At 62.9% G+C, this 26,692-nt stretch carries 22 protein-coding genes; 15 read left to right on the top strand and 7 right to left on the bottom strand.

Annotation, left to right across the window (positions count from 1 at the left end):
* The first annotated feature begins 14 nt into the window (after positions 1-14).
* From HNQ39_RS25065 to HNQ39_RS25055, 3 genes are read left to right on the top strand one after another with little or no spacing between them, the layout of a single operon-like run.
* The gene (locus tag HNQ39_RS25065) at positions 15-1,955 is read left to right on the top strand and encodes a DUF5693 family protein (RefSeq protein WP_184203336.1); all 1,941 of its coding nucleotides are present in this window, start codon (positions 15-17) and stop codon (positions 1,953-1,955) included.
* Positions 1,952-2,956, top strand: coding sequence for a polysaccharide pyruvyl transferase CsaB (gene csaB, locus HNQ39_RS25060; RefSeq protein ID WP_184203335.1), 1,005 nt, complete (start codon positions 1,952-1,954; stop codon positions 2,954-2,956). The genes HNQ39_RS25065 and csaB overlap by 4 nt, the downstream gene beginning before the upstream one ends.
* Positions 2,953-6,066, top strand: a complete 3,114-nt coding sequence (locus HNQ39_RS25055) for a hypothetical protein (protein WP_184203334.1) — start codon at positions 2,953-2,955, stop codon at positions 6,064-6,066. Before csaB ends, HNQ39_RS25055 begins: the two co-directional genes overlap by 4 nt.
* On the opposite strand, the gene HNQ39_RS25050 is transcribed toward HNQ39_RS25055, so the two are convergent.
* From HNQ39_RS25050 to HNQ39_RS25025, 6 genes are all read right to left on the bottom strand, one after another.
* Positions 6,063-7,004, bottom strand: a complete 942-nt coding sequence (locus HNQ39_RS25050) for an NADPH:quinone reductase (RefSeq protein ID WP_184203333.1) — start codon at positions 7,002-7,004, stop codon at positions 6,063-6,065. The two genes, HNQ39_RS25055 and HNQ39_RS25050, sit on opposite strands and share 4 nt — an antisense overlap.
* 171 nt (positions 7,005-7,175) lie before the next feature.
* Positions 7,176-7,775 carry an adenylate kinase family protein gene (locus HNQ39_RS25045; protein ID WP_184203332.1) on the bottom strand — a complete coding sequence of 200 codons (600 nt, stop codon included), beginning with the start codon at positions 7,773-7,775 and terminating at the stop codon, positions 7,176-7,178.
* A gap of 80 nt (positions 7,776-7,855) precedes the next feature.
* The gene (locus HNQ39_RS25040) at positions 7,856-8,734 is read right to left on the bottom strand and encodes a prepilin-type N-terminal cleavage/methylation domain-containing protein (RefSeq protein WP_184203331.1); all 879 of its coding nucleotides are present in this window, start codon (positions 8,732-8,734) and stop codon (positions 7,856-7,858) included.
* Positions 8,735-8,866: 132 nt separating this feature from the next.
* Positions 8,867-9,751, bottom strand: a complete 885-nt coding sequence (locus HNQ39_RS25035; protein WP_184203330.1) for a prepilin-type N-terminal cleavage/methylation domain-containing protein — start codon at positions 9,749-9,751, stop codon at positions 8,867-8,869.
* A gap of 116 nt (positions 9,752-9,867) precedes the next feature.
* Positions 9,868-12,579, bottom strand: a complete 2,712-nt coding sequence (locus HNQ39_RS25030) for a hypothetical protein (protein WP_184203329.1) — start codon at positions 12,577-12,579, stop codon at positions 9,868-9,870.
* Positions 12,580-12,621: 42 nt separating this feature from the next.
* Positions 12,622-13,218, bottom strand: a complete 597-nt coding sequence (locus HNQ39_RS25025; RefSeq protein WP_184203328.1) for a hypothetical protein — start codon at positions 13,216-13,218, stop codon at positions 12,622-12,624.
* 103 nt (positions 13,219-13,321) lie between these two features.
* Here HNQ39_RS25025 and mqnC point away from each other — a divergent pair, with 103 nt between their 5' ends.
* The 3 genes from mqnC to melA all read left to right on the top strand — a co-directional run bounded on the left by mqnC (position 13,322) and on the right by melA (position 16,765).
* Positions 13,322-14,437 carry a cyclic dehypoxanthinyl futalosine synthase gene (gene mqnC, locus HNQ39_RS25020; RefSeq protein ID WP_184203327.1) on the top strand — a complete coding sequence of 372 codons (1,116 nt, stop codon included), beginning with the start codon at positions 13,322-13,324 and terminating at the stop codon, positions 14,435-14,437.
* Between the two features lie 66 nt (positions 14,438-14,503).
* Positions 14,504-15,304 (top strand): tetratricopeptide repeat protein, encoded by an 801-nt coding sequence (locus tag HNQ39_RS30730; RefSeq protein ID WP_184203326.1) that lies wholly within the window; start codon positions 14,504-14,506, stop codon positions 15,302-15,304.
* A 27-nt stretch (positions 15,305-15,331) separates the two neighbouring features.
* Complete coding sequence (gene melA / locus HNQ39_RS25010; protein WP_184203325.1) at positions 15,332-16,765, top strand: alpha-galactosidase; 1,434 nt, start codon at positions 15,332-15,334, stop codon at positions 16,763-16,765.
* On the opposite strand, the gene HNQ39_RS25005 is transcribed toward melA, so the two are convergent.
* Entirely contained in the window at positions 16,762-17,751 is a 990-nt protein-coding gene (locus tag HNQ39_RS25005) for a hypothetical protein (protein WP_184203324.1), read from the bottom strand. The two genes, melA and HNQ39_RS25005, sit on opposite strands and share 4 nt — an antisense overlap.
* 32 nt (positions 17,752-17,783) lie before the next feature.
* Between HNQ39_RS25005 and HNQ39_RS25000 the strand changes: the two genes are divergently transcribed.
* The 9 genes from HNQ39_RS25000 (at position 17,784) to HNQ39_RS24960 (ending at position 26,589) form a co-directional block, all read left to right on the top strand.
* On the top strand, positions 17,784-17,999 hold the full coding sequence (locus HNQ39_RS25000) for a hypothetical protein (RefSeq protein ID WP_184203323.1): 216 nt from the start codon (positions 17,784-17,786) through the stop codon (positions 17,997-17,999).
* Positions 17,986-18,489, top strand: a complete 504-nt coding sequence (locus tag HNQ39_RS24995; RefSeq protein WP_184203322.1) for a nucleotidyl transferase AbiEii/AbiGii toxin family protein — start codon at positions 17,986-17,988, stop codon at positions 18,487-18,489. Before HNQ39_RS25000 ends, HNQ39_RS24995 begins: the two co-directional genes overlap by 14 nt.
* Positions 18,486-20,621 (top strand): PSD1 and planctomycete cytochrome C domain-containing protein, encoded by a 2,136-nt coding sequence (locus tag HNQ39_RS24990; protein ID WP_184203321.1) that lies wholly within the window; start codon positions 18,486-18,488, stop codon positions 20,619-20,621. Before HNQ39_RS24995 ends, HNQ39_RS24990 begins: the two co-directional genes overlap by 4 nt.
* Complete coding sequence (locus HNQ39_RS24985) at positions 20,611-22,050, top strand: DUF1501 domain-containing protein (RefSeq protein ID WP_184203320.1); 1,440 nt, start codon at positions 20,611-20,613, stop codon at positions 22,048-22,050. The genes HNQ39_RS24990 and HNQ39_RS24985 overlap by 11 nt, the downstream gene beginning before the upstream one ends.
* Before the next feature lie 5 nt (positions 22,051-22,055).
* Positions 22,056-22,463 carry a hypothetical protein gene (locus HNQ39_RS24980; RefSeq protein WP_184203318.1) on the top strand — a complete coding sequence of 136 codons (408 nt, stop codon included), beginning with the start codon at positions 22,056-22,058 and terminating at the stop codon, positions 22,461-22,463.
* 182 nt (positions 22,464-22,645) lie between these two features.
* Complete coding sequence (locus HNQ39_RS24975) at positions 22,646-23,326, top strand: hypothetical protein (RefSeq protein WP_184203316.1); 681 nt, start codon at positions 22,646-22,648, stop codon at positions 23,324-23,326.
* Positions 23,327-23,398: 72 nt separating this feature from the next.
* Positions 23,399-24,745 (top strand): vanadium-dependent haloperoxidase, encoded by a 1,347-nt coding sequence (locus HNQ39_RS24970; protein ID WP_184203314.1) that lies wholly within the window; start codon positions 23,399-23,401, stop codon positions 24,743-24,745.
* The gene (gene udk, locus HNQ39_RS24965) at positions 24,742-25,347 is read left to right on the top strand and encodes a uridine kinase (protein ID WP_184203312.1); all 606 of its coding nucleotides are present in this window, start codon (positions 24,742-24,744) and stop codon (positions 25,345-25,347) included. The genes HNQ39_RS24970 and udk overlap by 4 nt, the downstream gene beginning before the upstream one ends.
* Before the next feature lie 105 nt (positions 25,348-25,452).
* Positions 25,453-26,589 carry an FG-GAP repeat domain-containing protein gene (locus HNQ39_RS24960; protein WP_184203310.1) on the top strand — a complete coding sequence of 379 codons (1,137 nt, stop codon included), beginning with the start codon at positions 25,453-25,455 and terminating at the stop codon, positions 26,587-26,589.
* Positions 26,590-26,692 lie beyond the last annotated feature (103 nt).

Here is a 26,692-nt window from a genome sequence, read left to right as displayed (position 1 = left end):
GCACCATTAGTAGAATGCAAAACTTGCGCGTAGCGCTCTGGGTAATGATTGGGATCGGGATGTTGGCCGGGCTCTACGGAGCAGTCGAGCGCTTTCGGGTCGAGCAAAAGAACCGCCGGGTCGAGCTGACCCTGGACATGACCGAGCTCCAGAAGCTAGCCCTCGCCGAAGGTAAGCCGCTACCGGTTGTCCTGCAGAAGTTCAAGCAGCAGGGCATTCAGTCGGTCGCGATCACGGAAGACACGCTCGGCTCCCTTGAGGAGTCGCGGCGGGTGGAGATCGTCCCCTCGGCGCTACGGGGCTTCACCTACCTCATGGCCCACCAGGGAAACTTTGGGCGCATCGCCGCCGCGCTCTTGCACCGCACCCACCTGCGGCCCGATCCCGGCAACCCCAACGCGGAGCTAAGCTTCCCCCCCGACTACGAAAAGCTCAAGGCGCAGGATATCGGCCTGCAGCTCCACCATCCCTTTAGCCTCGTGAAGAGCCTTGGGGTCGGGCTGGACCCCGACCTTGTCTCGATTGCGCGCGCCGCACACCTGGGGGTTGTCGGGCGTGTGGGCAACTCCCCCAACATCCCCGATGCCGGCATTGGCTGGACCCTGGACCAGCTAAAGCAACAGGGCGTCCACACCGTCATCTTCTCCGGCGATGATGTCCTGGGCTATGACAAGAAGCTGGAAGCCACCCGGGACGCCCTGGAAAAAACGGGACTTCGCTTTGGAACGGTCGAGTTCTCCAAAATGAAGGGCGATGCGGTCCTCCAAAAGCTCGCTGCCTCGCACGTGATCCGGGTCCATACGGTCCTCGGCACGGAGATGGCGACCGCCACCCCCGAGGACAATGTCCAGCGCTTCTCCCTCGCCGCCCGTGAACGCAACATGCGCCTGCTCTACATCCGGCTCTTTCTCGACAAGCCCAACCCCCTAGACGCCAACCTGGAGTATGTCGGTAAGATCGCACGGGCGCTGGAGCGCGGGGGGCTCACGATCCAACCCGCGCGCGCCAATGAGCCTGTCAGCCAGACCTATCCCAAGTTCGCCGTGCCGCGCGTGGTCCGCGCCCTGATCGGGCTTGGAGTTGCCGCCGCTTTCCTCCTCCTGACCGATGCCTTCGCGGGAACCCTGAGCAATGGACGGGGCCTGGTGGGGGTCGGGCTGGGCGTGGTGGCGCTCGGGCTGGTCGCGGGCTGTTTTGTCACCCCCAAGCTAGGAGCCTTGGCCGCTGCGGTGATCTTTGCCGCGCTCGCCGTGGTCCAGCCCGAGCTGTTCTTGCCCTTTGACCCCACCGACAAGCCCCTCCCCACGGTGCTGCGGCGGCTGGCACGGGTCGTGGGGATCGTCACTTTGGGCCTCACGGCAGTTGTGGGGCTCCTGGCAGAGCAGGTCTTTCTGATCAAGGCCGATGCCTTCGTGGGGATCAAGCTCGCGCTCTACGCTCCCCTCCTCCTGGCGACTCTCTACTGGGCCCTCGACCTCCACGCCCCCAGTCCGCTGGCACTCTGGGAGAAGCTCAAGCTTCGGGTGCGGCAGGGAATCGCCCTCGCCGACGATCCCATTCGGCTCTGGCAGGTCGCGGCGGCACTGCTCGCCCTCGTAGTGCTGGCGCTGCTCTGGCTGCGCTCGGGCAACGATGGCGCGGCGGTGGTGACGGACTTCGAGCTTCGGTTCCGTGATCTGCTGGACATGACCCTTCCGGTGCGTCCCCGCTTCAAGGCCAATCTCTTTGGCGCGCTGATGCTGGGAATCTATCTGGCGGGTCGGGGTGAGCGCAAGCTTGCCATCCCCGTGTTTCTCCTTGGGGTGATCGCGGTCACGGACTACCTTAACACCTTCTGCCATCTCCATATCCCCCTGCTTGTCAGTGTCCGCCGCGATATCCTGGGGCTCTTGCTCGGCGCTCTGATTGGGCTTGCCCTGATCGCCCTCGTGGAGCGCTACGGGAAGCGCCGATGAAGATCGCGGCCCTCGGCTACTACGGCTTTGGCAATCTGGGCGACGAGGCAGTTCTCGCGGGGATTCGGACGGCGCTCGGGGAGACCTTTCCCAAGGCCGAGCTCCTGGTGCTCACCAACGATGCCACGGCAACCCAGACCCTCCATCCGGGTGTTCAGACTGCCAACCGCTGGCGCTGGAGAGACGCCCTTGCGGCTCTTCAGGGGACAGATCTCTTTGTCTTTGGTGGCGGGAGCTTGCTCCAGGATGCGACCAGCGCGCGCTCGGTGCTCTGGTACGCCCTGATGGCGGCGCTCGCCCGGCGGAAGGCAAAGCGGGTGCTCTGGTGGGGTCAGGGTGTCGGGCCTCTGCAGAGCCCAAGTTCGCGAACCCTGGTGCGGCTGATCGGCAACCAGGCCGATGCCCTCACGGTGCGCGATGAGAAAAGTGCGGCACTTTTGAAGGAGTTGGGCGTAAAGCGATCTATAGAAGTAGTGGCCGACCCCGCATTCGCTCTCACCCCTGCTCCCGCAAGCCAGCCCCAAGGCGTCCTGGTTGCGCTCCGGCGCTGGCCGGGTGTCTCACCCGCGACGCTCGCCCATGCGCTCCCGGGCGCGACCGCGCTCCCGATGCACCTCCCCGACGACCTCGAGGCACAGGGGGAGCTCCCGTGCTACAACTGGCAGCAGGCCGGAGCGCGGGTGGAGGATGTCCTGGGCCAGGTCGCGGTGGCCGAGCTCTGTGTGGCGATGCGGCTCCACGCGCTGATCTTTGCCGCCCGGTGCGCAACTCCGTTTGTGGCCCTCTCCTACGACCCCAAGGTCGTGGCACTGGCGCGGGCGGCGGGCCAAGACGATGCCCTCCTCGATGCGACAACCGTCACGCCCGAACAGCTCCGGGAGACCGTCCGCCGAGTTCGTGAGACCAGTGTCGAGCGTCGGTGCCAGCTCCAAGACTTTGCCCGCACCGAGCGCCTCCGTGCACACCGCCCCGCAGCCCTGGCATCTGAGTGGTTTTTATGAAGAGAGATAACATCCGCTGGTTCCTGGCGGCAGCCTTGCCGCTCGCGTCCCTGACCGCCTGGGCGCAAGAGACCGAGGTCAAGAACGAGCTCAAGTTTGTTGAGGGAGCCACGACCACCCAAGAGGCAGGCAAGCCCGAGGAGAAAAAACGCCGCGACCAGTTTCGGATCAACTCGACAGGCGGGGGCGGACTGGGGGGCGGCCCACGCGATGGCAAGACCTTCCCCGAGCGCCTGATCGGCCCGCTGGGGAAAGACCTCAACGCGTACGGCAACTGGGTGCTCACCCTGCGCTCCAACAACGTAACGGGCAGCGATGCCGCCAAGCAGTGGTTCAACTTCCAGAACAACAACCAGTTCTTCAACACCAGCTCCCTGGGGCCGTTTCAGCAGCAGCTCGACCTGACCCTGATGGGGAGCATGTTCAACGCCGTCCGGGTCAACACCAGCCTCACCAACAACCGAGTGGCGGCCCAGACCAGCCTCGCGCAGCTCCTGGGCTTTGAGTACGAGAGCGCCGACAAGCGCACCAAGGCGGCCTTTGGCGATGTCAATGGCAACCTCTCGGGCAATGAGCTGGTGACCTTCTCGCGGCGGCTTGTCGGGGTGCAGTACGACCGCCAGCTCGGAGGCGGGCGGACCTTCTCGACCGTGGCGTCGATCACCCGCGCTCTGACGCGCCGCGGGAGTTTCCAGGGCAATGGCACCACCGGCCCCTACTACATGAACGCCAGCCAGATCATCCCGGGCTCGGAGAAGCTCTACCTCAACGGGCAGCTCCTGGTCTCCTACGAAGACTACGAGCTGGACTATGTCTTGGGCACGGTGCGGATGAAGAAGAGCAAGATCCTCAACCGCGAGGACACGGTCGAGTTCACCTACGAGGCGCAGAACTTCAACACAGCGCCAGGCGTGCTCACGGGCCTGCGCTACGAGATGCCGGTGGAGTATGCCAAGAACGCCCGGATGGGAGTGACCCTCCTCAAGCAGACCACAGGCGGCAACGGATCGTCGAACCGGCCCGTGACCCAGTACTTCCCCGTCTCCGCCGACCTCGCCTCGCGCTACACCCTTCCGTCGCCCATCACCGCCAACACACCTGTCCAGGTACGCTACCAGGAGCGGCTGCTCACCGAAGGAATCAACGCCGACTACATCGTCAACCGGGACCTCAACTACATCCAGCTCCGGCGCTCCCTGCCCGCCGACACCGCCCTGCTCGGGATCTCGTCGCTGGCCGTGACCTACACGCCTGTCCCCCAGTCCGGGGTGGCGGGCGACAAGCAGGTTCTTGGGTTCGATACCCAGTTCACCCCGGCCACGGGAACAAGGGTCAACCTTCAGTTTGGCCAGAGCCAGGGAATCACCAAGCAGAACTCGGGCTCGGGCTTGATCCTGAACGCGACCTTTGGGACTCCCGACACGCGCCAGCCACGCGCGGACCGGCAGGAGCTCTTTGGGGAGCGAGAAAAACCCAATAAGGACCTCCCCCAAGGCTCGTCGCGCTGGAACGGGACACTCAGCCTGCGCAATATCGAGCCGGGCTTCTCCAGTATCGAGTCCACGGCGGCGGCGCTCCTGCGCTCCGAGAAGGGGCTTCGAGGGACCTTTTCTTTCACGCCCTCACCGGAGTGGGCCTACGACCTGGCCATCAACGACTCGACTGTCTCTCAGGCACTCTCCGCAACCAGCAGCAGCTCCACCGCCACGACTCCGACCTCGTTTCGCAACCAGACCTTTAATATCGGCACGACATGGTCACCCAGCGCCACCGGCAAGCGCAGGCTCCCTAAGGTCCGCTTCGCCCACGCGGGGACGACCCAAGGAAGCGGGACCAACACAGCCACTTTTGCGAGCGATACCCTGGCGGCGACCTACGATCTTCCCAAGGGCAGCCTGGAGGCGACTCTCTCCAAGACCGGCTCGAACGGGCGCAGTATCTTCGCCTACGGCTACACCTCGACAGTAGGAACGGGAACCTCGGGGAGCTCGGGGGGCTTGCTGGGGGGCTACCGCGACGGTACCACGGCCCAGACCACGACCAACTCGTCGTCGGAGAACGCCCAGCTGCGCTTCAACATGGCCCCCAGCCCCAACTTCACCTACTCCACGACCATCGGAGTGACTACCAACCACTCGGGCGGGGGGACATTTCAAGGTAAGGACCTGGCGTTCTCGACCACCTACTCCCCCATTGTCGATAAGGTACAGCTCCAGATCGACCTCACCGACACCGCCAATGGCCAGAGCCTCACGGGGTTCTACAACACGGGCAGTGGCCTCGATACCACGGGTAACACTCTAGGGGGCTCCTCGACCGGCCAGCGCACGCGCTCCCGCAACGCCCGCCTCTCCTTCACACCCAACCAGCGCTTCCGCATGGAGACCGGCTATATCCAGCAGCTCTCGCTGATTCCTGGCTACGACAACACCGAGAGCTCGACCACCGATGTCTCGATGGACTACAGCCTCAATCCTAAGGTCAAGCTCCTGGGACAGTGGAGCCAGCAAGCAACAACCTATGTCGGGAGCACCGGGAACTCGGACAATAGCAACTACATCCTGCAAGCGACCCTGGGACCGTTCAAGCGGGCGAACTTCACGGTGAGTGGAGCGCACATGGGGTTTGGCTCGGTCTTTAGTAATTCGTCGGGCAGTGGCCTCGGGGGAGGACTCGGCGGGGGGCTGGGCGGCGGCCTCTCGGGGGGCCTGGGAAGTGGCTTCAGCGGCCTCGGCCAGCAGGGAATCACGGACACGCTGGTGCTGCGCAGCACCTATGCGGTGACTCTCTCCCAGCGCAAGAAAGGCGCAACGGCAGGCCCCGCGCGTGAGACGCCGTTCTTGCCCTTTATGGAGTGGCGTCTGCTCAATGCCACCAGCCCCGAGTCGTCGACAAGCGATACGGGAGCGGGAACCGGGACACTTTCGGGGGCACACAACGCACTCAACTACCGCAATAGTGAGATTCGTCTGGGAACGGAGTGGGGCCTCAGCAGCCTGCTCTCGGCCTCCGTGGACGTGCGCTTTATCCAGATGACCGACCGTGACGCCCCGAACTTCTCCTACCGCGCCCGCACCTTCAACTTCGACCTACGAGCGCGGTTTAACTAGCCGACAGTGAGCACGATCTTGCCGAGCTTTCCTGGTGCCATGACCGCGAGTTGTGCCGCAGCGGCCTCCGCCAGAGGGAACTCCTGCCCCACCACGGGGCGCAGGGTGCCGTTTTCAAACCCCGCGTAGAGCGCGGCATGGATGCTCTGGAGCTCGTCGGGGGGGACATTGAAGAGGGTCATGCCCAGAATGGCCGCGTCCCGGCTCATGGTCTCCCGCGGGTTGAGCTCGATGGTGCCCCGGTTTCCGATCACCACCACCCGACCATAGCGGTTGAGGGCGGCCAGGTCGCGTGCGAGGTTGACATTGGCGAGCATCTCGATGATCACATCAAAGGTCTGGCCGTCGAGATAGCCCTCTTGCGTGTGGTCGAGCGCCCTGTGGGCTCCCTCGCGCAGGACCAGCTCGCGGCCCTCGGCGGTGCTTGCCGTCCCGGTGACCGTCATCCCGAGCGCCCGTGCGAGCTGGCAGGCGGCGATCCCGACTCCCCCCGAGGCCCCGTGGATCAGCACGCGCTCTCCCGGGCGGGCATGGGCGCGGCCATGGAGCGCACGGTAGGCGGTGGCGTAGGGAACATTGATCCCTGCCGCTTGGGAAAACGAGATCGAGTCCGGTAGCGGGAAGACGAGGCTAGCATCGGCGAGGCACTGTTCGGCGTAGGCACCGGTCTTCACTCCTGCCGCATAGACCCGCTGCCCCACCGCGATCTTGGTAACGCCCTCGCCCACGGCATCGACAACACCGGCAGGATCGAGCCCGGCAGTGAAGGGAAACGGTCGTGGCCCATAGATCCCTGAGCGAATGTAGGTATCGACCGGGTTGACCCCCGATGCCTTCACGGCGATTCGTACCTCCCCCGGACCGGGGGTGAGGTCGTCGAGCGTATCGAGCTGGAGTACCTCCGGCCCGCCAAACTGGTGAAAACGTATTGCTTGCATAGTGTTGATCTATCCCGCCCGTTTTAGACCGCCCCCGTTGGAGGGGGGCGTCTTGCTGTCGTCGCACGCTCCGACACGAAGGCCTTCGGCCATACCGAATTATGCCCGGCACGGGCTTCCCAGCCGAAGGCTCTCCAGTCCCGCCCCTCCAACGGGCGGGATAAACAACGGTTACTTAATCAGCCCCCAGCCCATCATGCGCCCGAGGATATCGTGGATGACCTTGGCGGGCGAGCCCATAGCATCGACTCGCTCGATCTTCTCGGGGGCGTAGTAGTTGAGCACGGGGCGTGTCTCATCGGTGTAGACCTGCCAGCGGCGGCGGATCACGTCCTCAGAGGCATCGTCGAAGCGGTTCTCACGGAGGGCGCGGCGGCGCAGGCGGGCCATCATCTCGGGCTCATCGGTGCAGACCAGGTGAAAGACGCGCTCCACTTGGATGTGCTCCTCCATGATCTTGGCCTGCTCCAGGTTGCGCGGTATCCCATCCAGGATCAGCAAGTCCGAGTCGGGGCGGTAGCGGTGGGTTGCGACCTGTGCATCGCACGTCACCTTCCACAGCTTGACAGTCGCGTCGTCGGGGACCAGCTCCCCGCGCGACGAGTACTCATTGAAGATCTTTCCGAGGTCGGTGGAGAGGTCGATCGTGCGAAAGACATCGCCGCAGGCCATGTGAAAGAAGCCGGGGACAGCGCCCAGGACTTTCCCGATCGTGCCCTTCCCCGACCCTGGGCGTCCAAAGAGCAAGATGGTGCGATAGCGTTGTGACATAACGGGCTATTGTACCGCCCGAAGAAAAAACAGCCCACTCTCTGAATCCAGAGAGTGGGCTCCGTCGGGCAACGCGTATCCTAGTAGATGTTCAGGAGTCTGTAGCGGATGTTGGGTCGGGTGTGGTTCACCAGCGTCCCCGGTGTCGCGGTTGCGACATTGTTCTCATTCACGAGCGACACACCATCTTCGACGGCAACGCCTCCCACCACGGGTGCCACCTCAAAGAGCTGCCCCAGGCTGAGGTTCTTGGCGTGGCCGTCCATGAAGACCACGTTGAGACGTCCCTTGATCGGAACGGGCATGCCCTGCATCGTGAAGGTCTGCTCCGTGTTATGGCGGCCCTGGGCCAGCAAGCCCGGCTGTGCAAAGCCTGCGGCGGCCCCGGTGAGGCGAGGATCGAACGCCATCATTGCCCAGCCGGAAGCGGCGGCGACATTGGGGACGAAGCCGGTCTCGCCGATGATCACGGTGTCGGCGGGCTTGCCGATAGCCGCGAGGGCGTAGCCCGGAGCGGAGTCGAGGCTGGATGCACCGTTTCCATTGTCGCCTTGCAGGGCGTAGTTCCAGCCGTAGCCGCCCTTGTCGTTCTGGCCCAGCCCCGATGTGATCACCTGCCCGCTGTTGGGACAGGTAAAGTTATTGTTGGTAGTCTTCACCCAGGGACGCTGCGAGATGTTGGGACAGGTAAAGACCTGCTCGTTCTTGACGTAGGGGAAGATCTGCCACTGCCAGCGGCCACGGCACTGCGCGTTGTAGCCCGCAACAGGAAGGGTCTCGTCGTAGTCCTGCGCGTACTGGTACACACCAAGCGCAAGCTGCTTCGTATTCGAAAGACACGCTGCGGAGCGAGCCTTGTCACGAGCTTGAGCGAAAACAGGAAAGAGAATGGCGGCAAGAATCGCAATGATCGCAATCACTACGAGAAGCTCAATTAGAGTAAATGCACGTCGTTGCATGAATTTAGGAACCCCATACCTATAAGAAATTATCCGGCACCTTGCCGAACATTTAGAGTATACCCGGCCCCTCATAAAAAAATCTCTACGTCCCCTGCGGGAACGTAGAGATTTTTTTTAGCGAAGCGCGGACTAGTCGCGGTTCAGGAGCCGGTAGTAGTTGTGCGAGCGGACACAGTTCACACAGGTACCCTGAGCATAGGTCGCGACACCATCTTCATTGGTCAAGGTGACACCGTCTTCGACAGCGACTCCTCCCACGTTGGGTGCTTTCTCGAAGAGCTGCCCCAGGCTGAGGTTCTTGGCGTGGCCATCCAGGAAGACCACGTTCAGGCGCCCCTTCACCGGAACGGGCATGCCTTGCATGGTGACGGTCTGCTCGCTGTTGTGGCGGCCCTGGGCAAAGAGGCCCGGTTGCGAGAAGCCAGCGGATCCGGTGTTGCGTGGGTCCCACGCCATCATCGCCCAGCCGGAGGCCGTTCCCGCGGTTCCAATGAAGCCGGTCTCACCAATAATGACGGTATCGGCAGGCTTGTTGATCGCGGCCAAGGAGTAGCCTGGTGCGCGGTCAAGCGCGGCACCGGTTACATCGCCCGAGTCGCCGTGCAGGGCGTAGTTCCAGCCGTAGCCGCCCTTGTCGTTCTGGCCCAGCCCCGATGTGATCACCTGGCCGCTGTTAGGACAGGTGTAGTTGAAGTTCACACCGGTTGTGGCGCGCCAAGGCTGCTGCGAGATGTTGGGACAGGTAAAGACCTGCTCGTTCTTGACATAGGGATAGATCTGCCACTGCCAGCGGCCACGGCATTGCGCGTTGTAGCCCGCAACAGGAAGGGTCTCGTCGTAGTCCTGCGCGTACTGGTACACACCAAGCGCAAGCTGCTTCGTATTCGAAAGACACGCTGCGGAGCGAGCCTTGTCACGAGCTTGAGCGAAAACAGGAAAGAGAATGGCGGCAAGAATCGCAATGATCGCAATCACTACGAGAAGCTCAATTAGAGTAAATGCACGTCGTTGCATTGAAAAAGTACCTCAACAATAAGGGATAATCCCCTGTTTTGGGGACAGGGGATTATATCACAGCGCAATTATTTAATGCTCTTAAAATAGTCTTATTCTTAGCCTTGCCCTTGGTTTTATTTTTTGAGCAGAGCACGCTCTAGAATTGCCAACGTGGTCTCCACGGTCTGGTCTGCCAGGTCGAGTACCAGGCCATCCCAGCGCACTTCCGCGTCCGGGGCATTGAAGCCACTGAGCTCCTTGCCAAGGACTCCTGTAAACTGATCGGGGTCGTCGAAGCCCGCGAACTCACTGGCATCGCCAAACTGCCCCGGCTGGGCGAGGATTCGGCTGTAGGAGAGGGTCTTGAGCACGGGACGAATCGCGCTGCTGACGGTAGAGCCCCCAGGGTACTTGCCCGTCCACTTCTCCCAGCGCGGGGGCTCGGCAGTGGTCAGCACCGAGCTGGGGGCGAGCCCCGCCTTCGTGAGCCCTGCGGTGAGGCGCCCAAGGAAGGCATCGCTACGGGCTGTCGTGCGCTTGGTCCAGGCACTGCGGACGCTCCCGCCGCTGAAGATATCGGTAAAGCTAAAGCCGCCCAGCTCCGCCGGGTCGGACCTTTGGTCTCGGGCAAAGGCGACCCGCTCCCGTGCGTTCGCCCCCCCCTGCCAGAAGAAGCCCTCGGCACCGCCCATTCCCCCGATTCCCTCGCGGTAGCCCGGCGCGGCGAGGCGCTCCAGAGCAAATCCCGTAACCCCCGGCAGGGCGAGGAGGCGCTTGGTACGTGCGACAAAGCTCGCCACATCTGCGCTCTCCGGCGTCAGGAAGTCTTGCGCAAACATCCGGCTCAGGAATGGTGCGAGCTGAGGGGGCAGGTCGGACATCATCTTCTTCGACTCCGGGAGGGCAAACCACTCAGGAAAGGTCTGGCCCGCCCACGACCGATCCCGCGGGGCCTCGGAGGTGAGTGGCTCCAGCGGGCTTAACACCGCGACCACACCGACCTTACCCTTTGCGGCGGCAGCCAGGGTCGCGAGCGCTCTCTCCCCCGACGCAGGCACGGAAACTCTAAGCTCGGTGATGCCATGCGTACTCGCCGACTCTACCAGGGCCTCCGCAAGCGCGGCTGTCTCCGGGAGCGCCACCGAGAGGACGCGCTGCTTCAGTGTCTCAGGGAAGCCGACCGCCGGGGGCGGCGCAGGAACGGGAAGCTCGGGGTGGATCTCATTGGCATCGGTGGTGGTGAGGGTCGCGACAGCTCCCAGGGTCGGTGCCACCAGCTCCGCAACCAGCTCTTGGCCACAGCGAACATGGGTCAGGCCGCCCTGAGCCGGCTTGGTGATCCCCGGCGTCCCATCCGGGATGGCGGCGATAGCCGTGGCAAAGCCGTTGTAGCGCTCCTGGGCCTGCTTTAGGACATCCGGCGAGAGCTCAGCGGCGGGAATGAGGTTCCCCTCGGGAGTGGGGCGTGCCTCCGCGATCCGCCAGAACTGCTCCCCAAACTCGGAGCCCGTCCCGCGTGAGATGCCTGCGAGGGTACGCTGGCGGATCAGCCGAATCCGGGCATCGACCGCCTTGCGCTCAGCGCTTTTCTGGTCCTGCATCATGCCGGTGATCGCGGGCATCATGGTTGCAATTGGATTGGCACTGGTCTTGAGCGGGGCTTGCTCCGTTAGCAAGAACACCGCCTCGCGGTCGTCGCTGATGCGCCGCACCGCCCCGCCGACAGCCCAGCAGAGCGCCTCGACGAGATCTCCGGCACGGGCGCTTGTCCCGCGAACGCTCACCTTGAGCTTGCCAATGCGCTGGTCGGCGAGGAGCGGAACCTTGGTAGCAGCAGCGATTCGAGCGACGAGCTCCTCGACCGTACTGACCCCCTCCAGAGAGACACGGGCATTCAGGGCACCCGAGTCCGGGTTGAGGTCGGAGGGCTTGCGGCGGGCGGGAGTGCCTTTGTCGTTGCCGCCCATTCCCAGCATGCTGAGCATCGCCATGGGATTGAGCTGCTTGCCCGGCTTGAGCGCCAGCGCACGCGACTCGCCCACATTCTTCTCCGCCACGAGGTTACCAAGGCGCATCGCCATGCGCGGCCCGCCCCCACTCGCGGTGAACTGCGGTAGTTGCGGGGTGATACTCAGGCTGCGGGAGAGGCGGAGCCGGAACTGGTTCTGGTCGGCCTGCGGGATCAGGGGAGCCGGGTCCAACGGGGTCGCCGGCGGCAGATTGGGCTTCTGGGCAAACCGGAACGTGAGTGTCCGCCGCATCAGGGGCTGCAGGAGCGCACGCTGGTTTTTATCGAGGCTGGCAAGCGGCAGGCCCGCAGTCGAGCTGGCCTGGGTCACCTGGCTGGGGGTGAGGCTCGCCAGCAGAGGAAGCAAGCGGCTCCCGCCCATTCCCATCGCCATCCCCTCTTGCATGAGCTCGGCCATGTCTTGCCCACCGAAGGGATCGTTTTTCTTGGAGGCATCGGGGAGCAAGAGCGGCGCAAAGACCGTCACCGTGCCGCAGCGCACGAGCTGTCCCCCAAAGCGCGGAGCGAGCACGGTCGGGTTCCAGCCCTCACGCGGGGTGGGCTCCAGGGTCGGCGGCGGGGTCTTTTTCTGGCCCATGAGCTCGGCCATGTTGCCCATCGCACCAAACATCCCGCCCATTCCCGCGCTAAAAAAGTCTAGCGGCTTGGGCTCGGGGACCAGCGTGTACTTCTCCGCACCGACAACCAGCAGTGGTCCGCGTGCTTGGACACTCCAGTACAGCTTGGAGAGGACCGAGTCCAGCGAGCTTGCGGTGCCCGTGGCCTGCGGCGCGACGATCCCCGGCACAAGTGCAGGAGGTTGAATCAGAGTTCCCATGACCCCTAGGATACCTGTAATGCCGCTCTGGTTGCGTCGTGCTTAGTCGAGCCAGGTAATGCTCTTGAGCATGCGGTCCAGAGATGGGGTCAGGCGCTCGAAGTCGTCTTTCTTGCTGGTGAGCGTGAAGATATAGATTCGGCCCGCGTGGCACAGATAGACCTGCCGGTTCTTCACGACGACACTCTGCCCCGAGGGGCGAACTTGGCCATCGAGGACCCAGGCATCGCCGCCGGCGAGTGCCAGGCGCTGCTTGGCGGTCTGCTGAAATCCCGGATAGCGCTTGCCCAGCGCCGTGGCGATGGTTGCCGGGAGGTTGTCGGGGAGCCGTGTGCGTGTGGGGTCATCGGCGTAGGACAGCGCGAGGGTCGCGCCCGACGTGCCCAGCGGGGCGAGGCTGGCCAGGGTCCCGGACTGGCGGGTCGCGACAGGCAAGACCTGCCAGCCCAGCGGGAGGCGAACCGCGATCTTCTGGGGGGCAAAAGTCAGTGCCTGCGTGTCGGTGACCGTGGCGGGCGCAACAGGTTGCGGGGTAGCACGCTCGCTCTGTGTCTGGGTGGGCGGCGGGGCGATAGGAGGCTTCTCCTGCCCCCAGGCAAGGCTTGTCAGCCCGACTAAGAAAACTCCTGCGTACTTCATGTTAATCTCCTTCCTATCGTACCATGAACCCGAAAGTTGACAGAAAAATACAGCGGCGGTATACTTTGTGAAATCTATCACGAAGTCAAGAAGGCGACCCAACATGTTCCCCCTTACCCCGTCTAAGCGTGCCCCCGAGAGCGATATCGCCGACATCGCGGAGAAGGTCTGGGCGCAAGAGCGCCTCACCGCCGACGATGCCCTGCGGCTGTTTTACCACCCCAACCTCGATGAGCTCGCGCTCCTCGCCGATGCGGTGCGCCGCCGCCTCAACCCCGAGAAGACCGTCACCTATATCGTCAGCCGCAACATCAACTACACCAATGTCTGCTGGGTGCGCTGCAGCTTCTGCAACTTCTACCGTACCCCGGGCGACAAGAGCGGCGACTCGTATGTCCTGAGCCGGGAGCAGATCCGCCAGAAGCTCCAGGAGCTCTCCGATGTGGGGGGGGTCGAGATGCTGATGCAAGGTGGCCTCAACCCCAAGCTCAAGATCGAGTGGTACGAGGAGCTCCTCAGCTGGATGCGCGCCGAGTTCCCGCACATCATCCGCCACTGCTTCTCCCCCGCCGAGCTGATCTACATCAAGAACATCAGCAAGCTGACCATGGAGGAGACCCTCACCCGCCTCAAGGCCGCGGGCCTGCAGTCGATCCCCGGCGGCGGCGCGGAGATCCTCACCGACCGCGTCCGCAACTTTATCAGCAAGTACAAAGACACCGCCGATGAGTGGCTGGACTGCATGCGGGTCGCGCACAAAGTGGGGATTCCCTCCACCGCGACCATGATGTACGGCTCCGTGGATACCTACGAGGACCGGGTCGAGCACTTCCTGCGCCTGCGTGCGCTCCAGGACGAGAGCATCGCAAACTCTCCCGCGCGTTTCACGGCGTTTGCCGCGTGGAGCTACCAGCCCGATGGCACCGAGCTGGGCGGCACCCGCGCCTCGGGGCTGGACTATCTCCGCACGATCGCCATCTCCCGCCTCATGCTGGACAACTTCGCCCACATGCAGGCAAGCTGGGTGACCCAAGGCCCCAAGATCGGGCAGCTCTCCCTGCGCTACGGGGTCGATGACTTTGGGCAGACCATGATGGAGGAGAACGTGGTGAGCACGGCCGGTTGCACCTTCGCGGTCTCCACCGACGAGATGGAGCGCCTGATCGTGGACGCAGGCTACACCCCCGCCCGGCGCAACACGCGCTACGAGCGGGTCTAGCAAATAACTCTTTCCGGGTTCACTGGCGCTCAAGGAGTGTGGGCGCCAGTAAAGGAAACAAAACGCGTGGTAGACCTCTCCTCCCTCTGGGACTTTGCGAATCCCGCTCTCAGTGAGCAGCGCTTCCGCGAGGCACTGCTGCGCGCAACCGGGGACGATGCCCTGATCTTGCAGACACAGCTCGCCCGCACGTTTGGGCTCCGCCGCGACTTCGCCAAGGCCCAGGAGCTCCTCAAAACACTTGAGCCAGAGATCACCGCCGCCTCACCGGAGGCCCAGGTCCGCTACTTCCTAGAGCTCGGACGTGCCCATGCCTCCGCGGCCCACGCGGCAGAAGCGCAGACCCCCGAAACCAAGCAGACCGCACGCGAGAGCTACACCCGCGCTTTTGAGCGGGCAAAAGCGTCCCAGCTCGACTACCTCGCGGTCGATGCGCTCCACATGATGGCCTTTGTAGACACCGAGCCGCAGGCGCAGCTCGACTGGGACCTGAAGGCCCTCACCTACATGGAGCAATCGGCGCAAGCCGAGGCCAAGAAGTGGGAGGCGAGCCTACGCAACAATGTCGGCTATGCCCTGCACCAGCTCGGGCGCTACGACGATGCCCTCGCCCAGTTCCGGCTCGCCCTCGCCGCCCAGGAACGGACGGGCAAGCCCGAGAGTATCCGGGTTGCCCACTGGATGATCGCCTGGACCCTGCGGGCAAAGGGCGAGCTCCAAGAAGCCCTGACGATTCAGCTTCGCCTGGAGCAAGAGTGCGCCGCCGCGGGTGCGCCCGATCCCTATGTCTTCGAGGAGCTGGAGCACCTCTACCGCGCCCTCGACCAGCCCGAGCGCGCCGAATTCTACGCCCACCTCCCCCGTTAGAACGGCCGGATCAGGTAAAATCTGGGTATGTCGAAGAAGATCGCAATGATCGGCGCAGGAAGCGTCGTCTTTTGTAAGACCCTGATGTCCGATATTATGGCAACCCCCGCCCTGCACGGCTGTGAGTTCGCCCTGATGAGCCCCACCGAGAGCAAGCTCCGCCGGATGGAGGCGTTCGGGCAGCGCATGCTCGCTGACAATGGACTGCCGGGCAGTGTCTGGGCGACCACCAGCCGCCAAGAAGCCATCAAGGATGCCGACTTCGTGGTGGTGATGATCCAGGTCGGCGGCTTTCATGCCTACGGCGTGGACTACGAGATTCCCCTCAAGTACGGAGTCGATCAGTGCATCGGCGACACGCTCGGGCCGGGCGGCCTCTTCCGTGGCCAGCGCCATATCCCCGTGCTCGCGGAGATCGCCAAGGACATGGAGGCGCTCGCCAAGCCGGGCGCGATCCTGCTCCAGTACGCCAACCCCATGGCCGCCAACTGCCTCGCGCTGGGCCGTGTGAGCACGGTCCCGTTTATCGGGCTGTGCCACGGGGTGCAGACGACCCTTGATCTCATCGGCGGGTACTGTGGCGTCCCCAAAGACGAGATTAGCTTTGTCTGTGGGGGGATCAACCACATGGACTGGTTCCTCAAGCTCTCGCACAACGGCCGCGATCTCTACCCCCAGCTCCGCGAGCTCTTTGAGAAGCCCGAGTACTACAAAAATGAGAAAGTGCGCGGCGAGGTCTTCCGGCAGTTCGGCTACTTCATGACCGAGTCCACCGGGCACCTGAGCGAGTATGTGCCGTGGTTTCGCAACAACCAGAAAGCGCTCGACCTCTACTGTGACGAGCCAGGCTTTGGCGGGGAGAGCGGCGCGTACTACAAGTGGGGTAAGGCGATGGCGGAGAAGTACGAGAAGGTCGATCCGCTCCAGTTCGAGTCCACCACGATCGAGGCCCGGAGTGTGGAGTACTGCTCCTACATCTTGGAGGCTGTCGTCACCGGCAAGCCGTTTCGCCTGATGGGCAATGTCCGCAACGATGGCTACATCACCAACCTCCCCAATGGCTGCTGTGTCGAGGTGCCCACCTTCGCCGACGACACCGGTCTGCATCCGACCGTGATTGGCGAGCTCCCGCCCCAGTGCGCCGCGCTCTGCCAGACCAATATCAATGTCCAGACCCTCTGCGCCGAGGCCGCCCTGGGCGGCGACCCGGAGCACCTAGTCCACGCCCTCGCGCTGGATCCGCTCACCTCGGCGGTCTGCACGCTCAAGGAGATTCGGGAGCTAACCAGTGAGATGCTCGACGAGCTGCGCCCCTACCTGCCGCAGTTCGAGGGGAAATCGCTCCGCGCCACCCCGACCATCTCCATCCCCGCCGATTGCGTTGCGGTCGATGTTCCCCTCGATCCCGCCCTCGCGATCGGCAAGCGCTTTGGCACCCTCATCGAGCAAAAGACCGACTAGCCCCCCGACCTGTGGCTCTGCCAGGCAAGAATGCCCTCGCGCAGAGCCGCAACGGCCAGCTCCGGTGTCATGGGCTGGGGCAGCGCCGTGCTACCGTGCCACTGAAAGTGGGTAAAGCCATCCCCAATCCCACCGGCACTCACACTATCGCCGTGGTAGACCGTCAAAATCGGCTTTGGCGTGTTTTTACCATCGTAGACAATCAAGCGGGGGCGGTAGCTCACGGTTTTGCGGCTATCGCAATCGACGGGTTCTGAGAGCTCGAAATGGAGTGACTTTTTTGCGCCTTCCGGGCGAACTCTCCCTGTGATGGTCGTCCGGTGCATGGTCTCACGCCAGCCCGTCACGCCCAGCTCTGGGATCTCGACCCGACAGCGTCGAATAGGTTGGTAGTGCACCTGAATCCGCCAGCCCCCACGATGCGGGCTCATCTCACGCTCCATCCAGCGCCCCACGCGCTCAGGCTCCTCAACACGAAGTACGCGTACAGGCTTGCCGACATAGGAGGCAAGCTCGTCTCCGTAGCGTCCGGGGGAGCTTCCCATGCTCTCCTGAAAGGCCCTCAAGCACTGTGCCTTTGTCGAAGCCACAATCTGAACAACACGCTTGCTCTCCTCGACAAACAGAAGGCTCTCCGGATGCGCCGTTCCGTTCGCGCGGCAGATACGACGGTAGAGCGTGTAGCCTTTGCGCGTGAAGTCAAGGTCGCCTTTCTGGGGAATCCAGTGGGGGTTGGGGCCGATCCAGCCCGCCGCCCGGAGCTTCGCAAGCCGCTCCTCCGGGGTCTTGTCCACCACACGGAGCCAACCTTTGGCCAGCATTCCCTCCAAGGCGGCGTGGTAGGTATCCGCCGTCTCAAGTTTAATCTCCGGGTTGAACTCCTGCCCCAGCGCCCACTCCCCCACCACCCAGAGCGGCATTTTCTCCAGCGTGCAGTACATGCTGTAGTGAAGACAGATCAGGGCTGCTTGCTCAAGCGGGGTCATGAATACTCGGTATAATACTCGATAGGATTCTTATGAGCACCGAAGCACCAAAGACAGAGGACGAGATTATTGAGTGGCTCAACGCCCGTGGGAATGGCGATCCAGATGAGAACGGCATCAGCCGCGATCAGCTCCGGGAGAATCGCCTCCTGACTCCAAGGCAGCGTCTAGAGGAGCTAGAGCGCTGTGTCTCCGGCTTGATGCGCCTTCAAGAGAGAGTCAAGATAAACCGTCATGCCGGAAATTGATCCCCGCTTTGTCGAAGCAATAGAACGTCTCCACAAAGCGCAAGTCCAGTTTGTTGTGGTTGGTGGCATTGCGTTAAACTTACATGGGGGAGCCCACCTGACAAAAGACATTGACTTTAGCTTTGCGCCTGAGGATGGGAATCGAGAGCGTCTGGCTGTCACGATGAATGAGATGCACGCAAAGCCACTTGGCTGGCCCTCGTACAATCCATTCAGTGTCACCGCATCCCAACTTAGCCGAGTCCGCTTCCTGAATCTGAAAACGGACCTTGGAGCCATTGACCTTCTGCCTCTCCCCTCAGGTATCGACTCTTTTGACGGACTCTGGGAGAGGGCAAACGTTATGGATCTGGGTGGCTTCTCCATCCGTGTTGCTTCTATTGACGATCTTATCGCGATGAAAAAAGCCGCAGGCCGCCCCAAAGACGAGCGGCATCTTATGGAGCTCTACGCACTAAAAAAAATAATCGCTGAAGAAGAAGAAGCATGAAGCTCGCAACGCTGCTCTTTTTTGCACTCGCCCTCCCAAGCCTAGCGCAGAAACCCTCGCAGCCAACGGTCAAAGTTGACACCGTGTATTTCACCCAGAAAGTCCAGCCGATTCTGGAGAAGCGCTGCGTGGGTTGTCACGGGGCGGAGACGCAGCTCTCGCACTTTGACCTGCGGAGCCGGGAGAGCACGCTCAAGGGCGGCACCCGTGGCGCGGCACTCGTGCCCGGCAACGCCGCCAAGAGCCTGATGCATATTCTCCTGACCGGAAGCCGCGCGCCGCTCATGCCGCCCTCAGGAAAGCTCCCCGCCAGCGAGCTCGCGACCCTCAAGACCTGGATCGACGGCGGTGCGCCCTGGGGAGTGACCACAAGCCTCGCATCTCGTCAAAAGCAGACCTGGTGGTCGTTCCAACCCATTAAAGCCCCTTTCCCAGCGAAGAATGAGCGTCTGGGAGAGGGGTTGGGGAGAGGTATCGACACCTTCATCACTGCCAAGCTCAAGGAAAACAACCTCTCCCTCTCGCCGCCCGCCCCGCGACGTGTGCTGATCCGCCGGGTCTACGCCGATCTCTGGGGACTGCCGCCCGCGCCCGAAGACGTGGAGGCGTTTGTCCGTGACACCGACCCACGCGCCTACGAGAAGCTGATCGAGAGGCTCCTTGCCTCGCCGCGCTACGGCGAGCGCTGGGGGCGGCACTGGCTGGACCTGGCGCGCTACGCCGACTCGGGGGGCTTCGAGGGCGATAAAGACCGGCCTTTGATGTACCGGTACCGGGACTGGGTGATCGATGCCTTCAACAAAGACCTGCCCTACGATGAGTTCATCCGGCTGCAAATTGCCGGCGATGAGCTCAAGCCCAGTGATCCAAGTGCGCTGATCGCCACGGGCTATCTGGCGTGCGGTCCTCAGGATATCGTCGAGAACAACGTCCGAACCCGCGCCAACGAGCTCGACGACCTGGTGGCCACGACGGGCTCGGTCGTGCTGGGACTGACGATTGGCTGTGCGCGCTGCCACGACCACAAGTACGATCCTGTGAAGATGACCGACTACTACCGCCTGGCAGCGATCTTCGCCCCCACCGAGCGTCGCGAGGTCGATGTCCCTGGTGGTAAGGCCCTAGCGGTCACCGACAAAGCCCCGACTTTTGGACCGTCGTTTCTCCTACGCCGCGGCGATGCCTACCAGCCCGACAAAGAGATCAAGCCCGGGTTTGTCTGCTCCTTGCCCGGCGGTGCTATCGAAGTGGGCCCCAGCGCCGCAGGCGCAAAGACAACCGGACGCCGCGCCGCGCTGGCAAAGTGGCTAACCAGCAAAGAGAACCCCCTCACCGCGCGCGTCCTTGTGAACCGAGTCTGGCAGCACCACTTCGGGCGCGGGCTGGTCGCCACCACGAGTAACTTCGGCCTGAATGGGGAGCTGCCAAGCCACCCCGAGCTCTTGGACACGCTCGCGCAGCAGTTTATGGCGAGCGGCTGGAGCATCAAGGCCCTCCACCGGACGATGCTCCTCTCGCAGACCTACCAGCAGGCATCGGATATCCGTCCCGCCGCCCTCAAAACCGACCCGCTCAACAAGCTCTTCTGGCGCATGCCGGTCCGCCGGCTTGAGGGGGAGGCCGTGCGCGATAGCCTGCTCTCGGTCGCGGGAACACTCAACTTAGAAGTCGGCGGCCCCGCGGTCTATCCCCCCGTCGATTCGTCGCTGCGTGCCGATACGTTCCAGGGACTCAACTGGCCCAACGAGGCAGAAGATAGCCCCAAGACCTGGAGGCGGAGTGTCTACGTAAAGGTCAAGCGCTCTCTCCTCCTGCCCCAGCTGGAGGTATTTGACTGCCCCGAGATCACCTACACGGTCGCCCAGCGCAATGTCACCACCACCCCGCTCCAGGCCCTCACCCTCCTCAACGACCCGCTGATCCTGCGTCAGGCCGCCCTCTTCGCCGAGCGGCTCCAGCGTGAGCGTCCCGGCGACACCTGGGCACAAGTCGATCGGGCGTACCGGCTCTGCTTTGGCCGCAGTCCCAGCCCCCGAGAGCGCCAGCTCAGCCTGAGCTTCCTCAAGACCCGCTCCCTCGCCGAGCTCTGTCACACACTCGTCAATCTCAATGAGTTTGTCTATGTTCCCTAAAAACTACCTCCCCCGCCGTGAGTTCCTCGCCCGTGCCGGCGGCGGCATCGGTGCCCTGGCACTCAACGCGCTTCTCGCCGAAGATGCCGCAGCAGTTCCTCCACGTGTGGGGGCGGAGGGGGCCAACGATCCACTCGCGCCGAAGAAGCCGCACTTCCCTCCCAAGGCCAAGCGGGTGATCTCGATCTTTTGCTTTGGCGGTCTCTCGCACATGGACACCTTCGATCCCAAGCCCGAGCTCGTGAAGCAAGACGGGGTCTCGGTGGCAGGGAAGAAGGAGTTCGACACGGGCGGACGGAGCGCGCCCGGCAAGCTGATGAAGAGCCCCTGGGCCTTCAAGAACTACGGCACGTGTGGGATGCCGGTCTCGGACCTCCTCCCCAACATCGGAGGCTGCGCCGATGAGCTCGCGCTGATCCGCTCGATGCGCTCGGAGAGTAACAACCATGTCCCGGCGGTCTACCACATGCTCACAGGCTCGATCCTCGCCGGCCGACCGGGCCTGGGGAGCTGGGTGAGCTATGGCCTGGGAACGGAGAACCAGAACCTGCCCGCCTTTGTGGTGATGACCGATCCCCGTGCGCTCGTGGGCGGCGGCGCGGGCAACTGGAGCGCGGGGTTTCTGCCCAGCAACTACCAGGGCGTGCAGTTTCGTAGCGCCGGCCTTCCCGTGCTCAACCTCAAGCCCCCGAGCGGCCTCTCCCCCGAGAAACAACGCGAGCAGCTGAACCTCCTGCACCAGCTCAACGATGAGTTCCTGCGCGAGCGGCCCCAAGAGCAAGAGCTCGCGGCCCGGATTCGCGCCTACGAACTGGCGTACCGGATGCAGTCCGAGGCGACCGAGGCGGTGGAGCTGAGTAAAGAGACCGCGGCAACAAAAGCGCTCTATGGCATGGACAAGCCGGAGACCGAGCTGGTAGGGCGGCAGTGCCTGCTGGCGCGACGGCTGGTCGAGCGTGGGGTGCGCTTTGTCCAGATCTACTCCGGCGGCGGGGTCTTTGACCAGAGCTGGGACGCCCACAATGGGATGGTGGCCAACCACGAGAAGCGCGCTCGGGAGATCGATATCCCGGTGGCGGGCCTGCTCAAGGACCTCAAGCAACGTGGCCTGCTCGATGATACCCTAGTGGTCTTCCACACCGAGTTTGGCCGCATGCCCTTCACCGAGGGCGGCTCGGGACGTGACCACAATCCCAAGGCATTCTCGGTCTGGCTGGCGGGTGCGGGGGTGAAAGGCGGGACCATCTACGGCGCGTCGGACGAGCTGGGGTATATCGCGTCGGAGAATGTCCAGACGGTCTACGATCTCAATGCAACCGTTCTTCACCTGCTCGGGCTGGACCACACTAAGCTGACCTATCCCTACAGCGGGAGAAACATGCGCCTCACCGATGTTAGCGGTACGGTGATAAAGCCGATCCTCTCCTAAACCCTATGAAGCGATCTCTTATTCTCCTTGGCCCTGAGCTACTCTGGTTCCTCTTTTTTCTGCTCTCTTGCTGGCTGGCAGCACGCAACACACCGCCCACCCCAGCGGGCAACACGTTTCTAGAGCGCACCTGCATCGTCGGAGCCATTGTCGCTATCGCGCTGACCTTCACGGTCTTTCTTGTCCCCGGCGTCTCCCGTAGCTGGCTCCTAGGGCGTGTGATTGTCGCGGTGGTGATCGGGGTGAATGCGTGCCTCTTCAAGCTGATCGACGGCATCGACTACGGCGACTCGCGCAACTCGGGGGTGATGGGGCTCTGGATCTACGGCATCTTGGCGGGCGGCATCGCGTTTATCCCCGGTATCATCGCCACCCTCGTCCTCCTCAGCCGACACGCTAGTCCCCCTGGCTGATGCCTTGTCGCGCTTGGTGGAGGTCTTATGAAGCGTGCTTGAAGCGCTATTTGGCGTCTGAGAAGTCTTATGGAGCGATGTGGGGATCCTATGCCCAGAGGCAGAAACCTAGCGAGGCGTGGCGGAAATCGTCTGTGTCGTGGCTTGTTTGCTAATTTTCGTCGCTGGAGCGATAACGTCCCATGATGAAGTCAAATTGCGACTACTGCGGCTGCCCCTTTCGGTTCAAGGTGACGACCATGTCGCCGTCGCTGGCTCCTCGTGCGCTCTGGAGCAAGCTCGCTCATGGCCCAGAGTCCGCGGCAGCGGCGCTTCGGGCGGAGATTCAGAGCTACGGCTACCGCACAAGCTGGCATCTTTCGTACACCTGCACCGGCTGTGGCATGATCGGCACGTGGGGCGAAGAGTACACGCAGGACGACGCGGAGCGGTGGGTGGCGGAGAAAAATGCGCTCCTGGAGACCCCCGAGGCACGGTATGCGGCGGACCACTGGGAAGTGGAAGTTGACCGACGGCAGGGTGTAGCCAAGCTGCGTTTTCTCGAACTCTTTGCCGCTCGCTTTCCCGTTCTCCATTCCCAGATTCGTCCGAGCAAACTACGTGAAGAGACCCTGGCGTCGTTTAGAAAGCTAAAGATCTCCCTAGAGTTAGGGATACAACCAAAGACTCCACCGCCCTTTGAGTGGACTCTTAGCGTCCAGCTCATGCCCAATGAGGCAATTCTATTCTTCAAAGACTGGCATGGTCATTATCGTCATCGTGAGAGCCCGGAGTATCTCCAGGAAGTTATCGATTCGATAGAGCACATGATGGCATCTGATTTTCAGGAGAGCTGCCACTGCTTTCTCTGGCAAGAAGGCTGAAGGTCCTGTTGCCGTATAATTTTCGAAACATTTACCTGAGGAACGCAGTCGTTAGGGAGGATAGAATCACCGATGACGAACGATACACCTCTGACACGACGCCAATTTCTGCTGGGTGGTCTGGCTCTCCCCCCTACTCTCGCGCTGATCGGCTGTGGCGGTGGCGGGGGAGGAGCGAGTATCCCACGAACGGTGGTAGGGAAGTGGGCGGAGGCGACTCTGGACGCCATTTCACATGCCACACTTGGCCCCCCGATGAATGCGCGTGCTATTGCCATGGTCTTCACCGCAGCCTACGATGCCTGGTCGTGCTACGACTCTGTGGCGCTGGGGACGCGGCTCGGGGGAGCGCTTCGACGACCCGAGGGCGAGCGCACCGAGAGCAATAAGGCACAAGCGGTGAGCTTTGCTGCCTACCGGGTCCTGGTCGATCTGTATCCCGCCCATAAAGCCAGCTTCGACGAGCAGCTACTCGCGCTGGGCTACGACCCCAGCAATATGTCGCTGGATACGACCACGGCAGCGGGGATCGGCAACCGGTGCGCCCAGGAGCTACTCACGTTCCGCCACAGCGATGGCTCCAACCAGCTCAACAACTACGCCGATACCACGGGCTATGTCCCAGTCAATGGCCCCGATACCGTGGTCGATCCCAAGTACTGGCAGCAGATTCGCTTTCCCAATGGCGCGACTCCTGCCTATATCGGCCCGCACTGGGGCAATGTCACCCCCTTCGCCCTGAGCTCGTCGTCGGTCTTGCGCCCCGCTGCTCCCCCGGAGTTTGGGTCCGCGCTCTATATCGCGGAGATGAACGAGGTGATTCAGCTCACGGCGGACCTCACCCCACAGCAAAAGTCCTGGGTGGAGTACTGGGCCGACGGTCCCCGCTCGGTGCAGCCCCCCGGCCACTGGCTCCTCTTCGCCCTTGCGGTCTCCGCCCGCGACAGTCACAGCCTGGACCGTGATGTGCAGTGCTTCTTCCTGGTGGGAAATGCTGTGATGGACGCAGGTATCTCCTGCTGGGAGTGCAAGCGCCACTACAATACCTCGCGGCCCATCACCGCCATCCGTGCGCTCTCCCCCGGAAACGCCTTCTGGGTACCGTCGCAGTCCGCCGACTTCCTGACCCCTCCCTTCCCCGAGTATACGTCGGGGCACAGCACGTTTAGCGCGGCGGCGGCAGAGGTGCTCAAGCGCTTTACGGGTAGCGATGACTTTGTCTACAGCACCGGGCGGATCGCGCCTCTGGCTGGCCAGTGGACAACCTTCTCAGGAGCCGCGGAGCAGGCGGGTGTCTCCCGGCGCTACGGCGGGATTCATTTTGAGTCCGCTGATCTGGAGGGACGGCGTATCGGGCGGCTGGTGGGCGGTCTTGTCTGGGACCGCGTGATGGGGTATCTTCAGGGGACACGCACATGATCATTGGAATTGCAGGCGGCTCGGGCTCGGGGAAGACCACGCTGGCGACCCGCTTGCGGGATGCGGTCGGGGCGGAGCGGCTGGTCGCGCTCCAGCAAGACAGCTACTACCGCGATATCGACACGCTCCCCGAGGCGCTACGGGCCTCCGGCAACTTCGACCACCCAGACTGTATCGACTTCCCCTTGCTCGTCCAGCAGCTCGAAGCGCTCCGAGCCGGACACAGTGTCCCCGTGCCCCAGTACGACTTCGCGACCCACCACCGGCTCCCCACCACGACTGAGCAGCGCGCCCACCCGGTCATCTTGGTGGAGGGAATCTTGATCTTCACCCACCCCGCCCTCCGCGAGCTCTTGGACCTGAAGATCTTTGTAGACACCGACGACGACATCCGGCTCCTGCGCCGCATCCGCCGGGATACGCGCGAGCGCGGCCGTAGCCTGGAGTCCGTGCTGGACCAGTACGCCGCCACCGTGCGCCCGATGCACCAGCAGTTTGTCGCCCCCAGCCAGAAGTTCGCCGACCTGATCATCCCCGAGAAAGCCAACTTCGACCTGGTCGTAGAGCTTCTCAGCCATAAAATCCGCTCGCTGGTAGCGTAGCCAGCCCCCTGCCCCCCGCAAGCGGAGGAAATAAGACGAATACCTTGTTGTCCCCCTACCGGGCGGGGGTTAGGGGGCATTGCTCGCTGGTATAATCCCAGTGCTATGATGCTACGCTCCCTTGGACTCTCTCTCTGCCTGCTTGCCCTCGCCGCGAGCGCCCAGCAGAAAAACGCTGCCGTTGTCCCGCCCACCCTGCCGTCGGCGCTGAAGTTCGAGAAGGTCGTGGTCAATGCCGCGTCGGACTTTGAGGCCGCGGGTGTGGCCGACATCAACGGCGATGGCAAGCTCGATCTCATCTCGGGCGATACGTGGTACGAGGCGCCGAGGTGGACACCGCACCCGTTTCGCGAGATCGGGGTCTGGGGCCGTGGGCCGGGCTCCAGCGGCTACCGTGCCAGCTTCGCCGAGCTCCCGGTCGATGTCAATGGCGATAAGAAAGTCGATATTGTCTCGTCGGACTACGCCAGCGGCGAGCTTTTCTGGCACGAGAACAACGGCGGCGCGACGGGAAACTGGGCGCGCCACGCCATCGCCAAGCCCGGAAGCGCCGAGACCACGGTCTTTGCCCCGCTTACGGGCAAGAACGCAAAAGATATTCTTCCCAACTGCGGCGGGCAAGTGGTCTGGTACGAGCTGCGGGAGCACCAGTGGGTCGAGCATAAAGTCGGCAACCAGGGCGCGGGCCATGGGATTGGCTTTGGCGATGTCAATGGCGACCGCAAGTGCGACCTGGTGACCGCGAGTGGCTGGTGGGAGAATGTCGACGCAACGAGTGACAAGTGGACCTGGCACCCCGAGTTCGCCTGCAAGCCTGGCGATCTGGGCATCTCGACCCCGGTCTTTGATGTGGACGGCGATGGCAAGAACGATATTGTCTTTGGGAGCGGCCACAACTACGGCCTCTACTGGCTCCATAATCTTGGCGGCGGCAAGTGGGAGCAGCTTCCCATCGACCTCTCCGCATCGCAGTTCCACACGCTGGTCTTGGTTGGGGACAAGGTCTTCACCGGCAAGCGCTACCTCGCCCACGACCACGATCCTGGTGCAGAGGAGCCCCTAGGCCTCTACTACTACCAGTTCGACCGTAAGAAAAAGACCTGGCAGAAGTTCGTCATCGACTCCGGCACCCAGACCGGCACCGGCCTGCAGATTGTCGTCCAAGACATCAACCGCGACGGCAGGCTCGATATTGTCGCGCCCGGCAAGAGTGGGCTGTATCTATTCGTAGGCAAGCGATAAATCGTCGCCGGGCAGTAAAATACTCCGGCCTGAAGGCCGGAGCTTTTTATTAAAAGCGGACACCGCAGAAGCCTCAAGAGTTCCCACTTTCTCATAGACCGAG

The organism is Armatimonas rosea (assembly GCF_014202505.1).
In the GTDB taxonomy this organism is placed as follows: Bacteria; Armatimonadota; Armatimonadia; order Armatimonadales; family Armatimonadaceae; genus Armatimonas; species Armatimonas rosea.
The sequence above is the reverse complement of the archived record's forward strand: the minus strand, read 5'-3'. Positions and strand labels throughout refer to the sequence as shown.

Coding starts and splice junctions, on each gene's coding strand:
- HNQ39_RS25065 (WP_184203336.1), top strand. CDS start 15: ATGCAAAACTTGCGCGTAGCGCTCTGGGTAATGATTGGGATCGGGATG.
- csaB (WP_184203335.1), top strand. CDS start 1,952: ATGAAGATCGCGGCCCTCGGCTACTACGGCTTTGGCAATCTGGGCGAC.
- HNQ39_RS25055 (WP_184203334.1), top strand. CDS start 2,953: ATGAAGAGAGATAACATCCGCTGGTTCCTGGCGGCAGCCTTGCCGCTC.
- HNQ39_RS25050 (WP_184203333.1), bottom strand. CDS start 7,004: ATGCAAGCAATACGTTTTCACCAGTTTGGCGGGCCGGAGGTACTCCAG.
- HNQ39_RS25045 (WP_184203332.1), bottom strand. CDS start 7,775: ATGTCACAACGCTATCGCACCATCTTGCTCTTTGGACGCCCAGGGTCG.
- HNQ39_RS25040 (WP_184203331.1), bottom strand. CDS start 8,734: ATGCAACGACGTGCATTTACTCTAATTGAGCTTCTCGTAGTGATTGCG.
- HNQ39_RS25035 (WP_184203330.1), bottom strand. CDS start 9,751: ATGCAACGACGTGCATTTACTCTAATTGAGCTTCTCGTAGTGATTGCG.
- HNQ39_RS25030 (WP_184203329.1), bottom strand. CDS start 12,579: ATGGGAACTCTGATTCAACCTCCTGCACTTGTGCCGGGGATCGTCGCG.
- HNQ39_RS25025 (WP_184203328.1), bottom strand. CDS start 13,218: ATGAAGTACGCAGGAGTTTTCTTAGTCGGGCTGACAAGCCTTGCCTGG.
- mqnC (WP_184203327.1), top strand. CDS start 13,322: ATGTTCCCCCTTACCCCGTCTAAGCGTGCCCCCGAGAGCGATATCGCC.
- melA (WP_184203325.1), top strand. CDS start 15,332: ATGTCGAAGAAGATCGCAATGATCGGCGCAGGAAGCGTCGTCTTTTGT.
- HNQ39_RS25005 (WP_184203324.1), bottom strand. CDS start 17,751: ATGACCCCGCTTGAGCAAGCAGCCCTGATCTGTCTTCACTACAGCATG.
- HNQ39_RS25000 (WP_184203323.1), top strand. CDS start 17,784: ATGAGCACCGAAGCACCAAAGACAGAGGACGAGATTATTGAGTGGCTC.
- HNQ39_RS24995 (WP_184203322.1), top strand. CDS start 17,986: ATGCCGGAAATTGATCCCCGCTTTGTCGAAGCAATAGAACGTCTCCAC.
- HNQ39_RS24990 (WP_184203321.1), top strand. CDS start 18,486: ATGAAGCTCGCAACGCTGCTCTTTTTTGCACTCGCCCTCCCAAGCCTA.
- HNQ39_RS24985 (WP_184203320.1), top strand. CDS start 20,611: ATGTTCCCTAAAAACTACCTCCCCCGCCGTGAGTTCCTCGCCCGTGCC.
- HNQ39_RS24980 (WP_184203318.1), top strand. CDS start 22,056: ATGAAGCGATCTCTTATTCTCCTTGGCCCTGAGCTACTCTGGTTCCTC.
- HNQ39_RS24975 (WP_184203316.1), top strand. CDS start 22,646: ATGATGAAGTCAAATTGCGACTACTGCGGCTGCCCCTTTCGGTTCAAG.
- HNQ39_RS24970 (WP_184203314.1), top strand. CDS start 23,399: ATGACGAACGATACACCTCTGACACGACGCCAATTTCTGCTGGGTGGT.
- udk (WP_184203312.1), top strand. CDS start 24,742: ATGATCATTGGAATTGCAGGCGGCTCGGGCTCGGGGAAGACCACGCTG.
- HNQ39_RS24960 (WP_184203310.1), top strand. CDS start 25,453: ATGATGCTACGCTCCCTTGGACTCTCTCTCTGCCTGCTTGCCCTCGCC.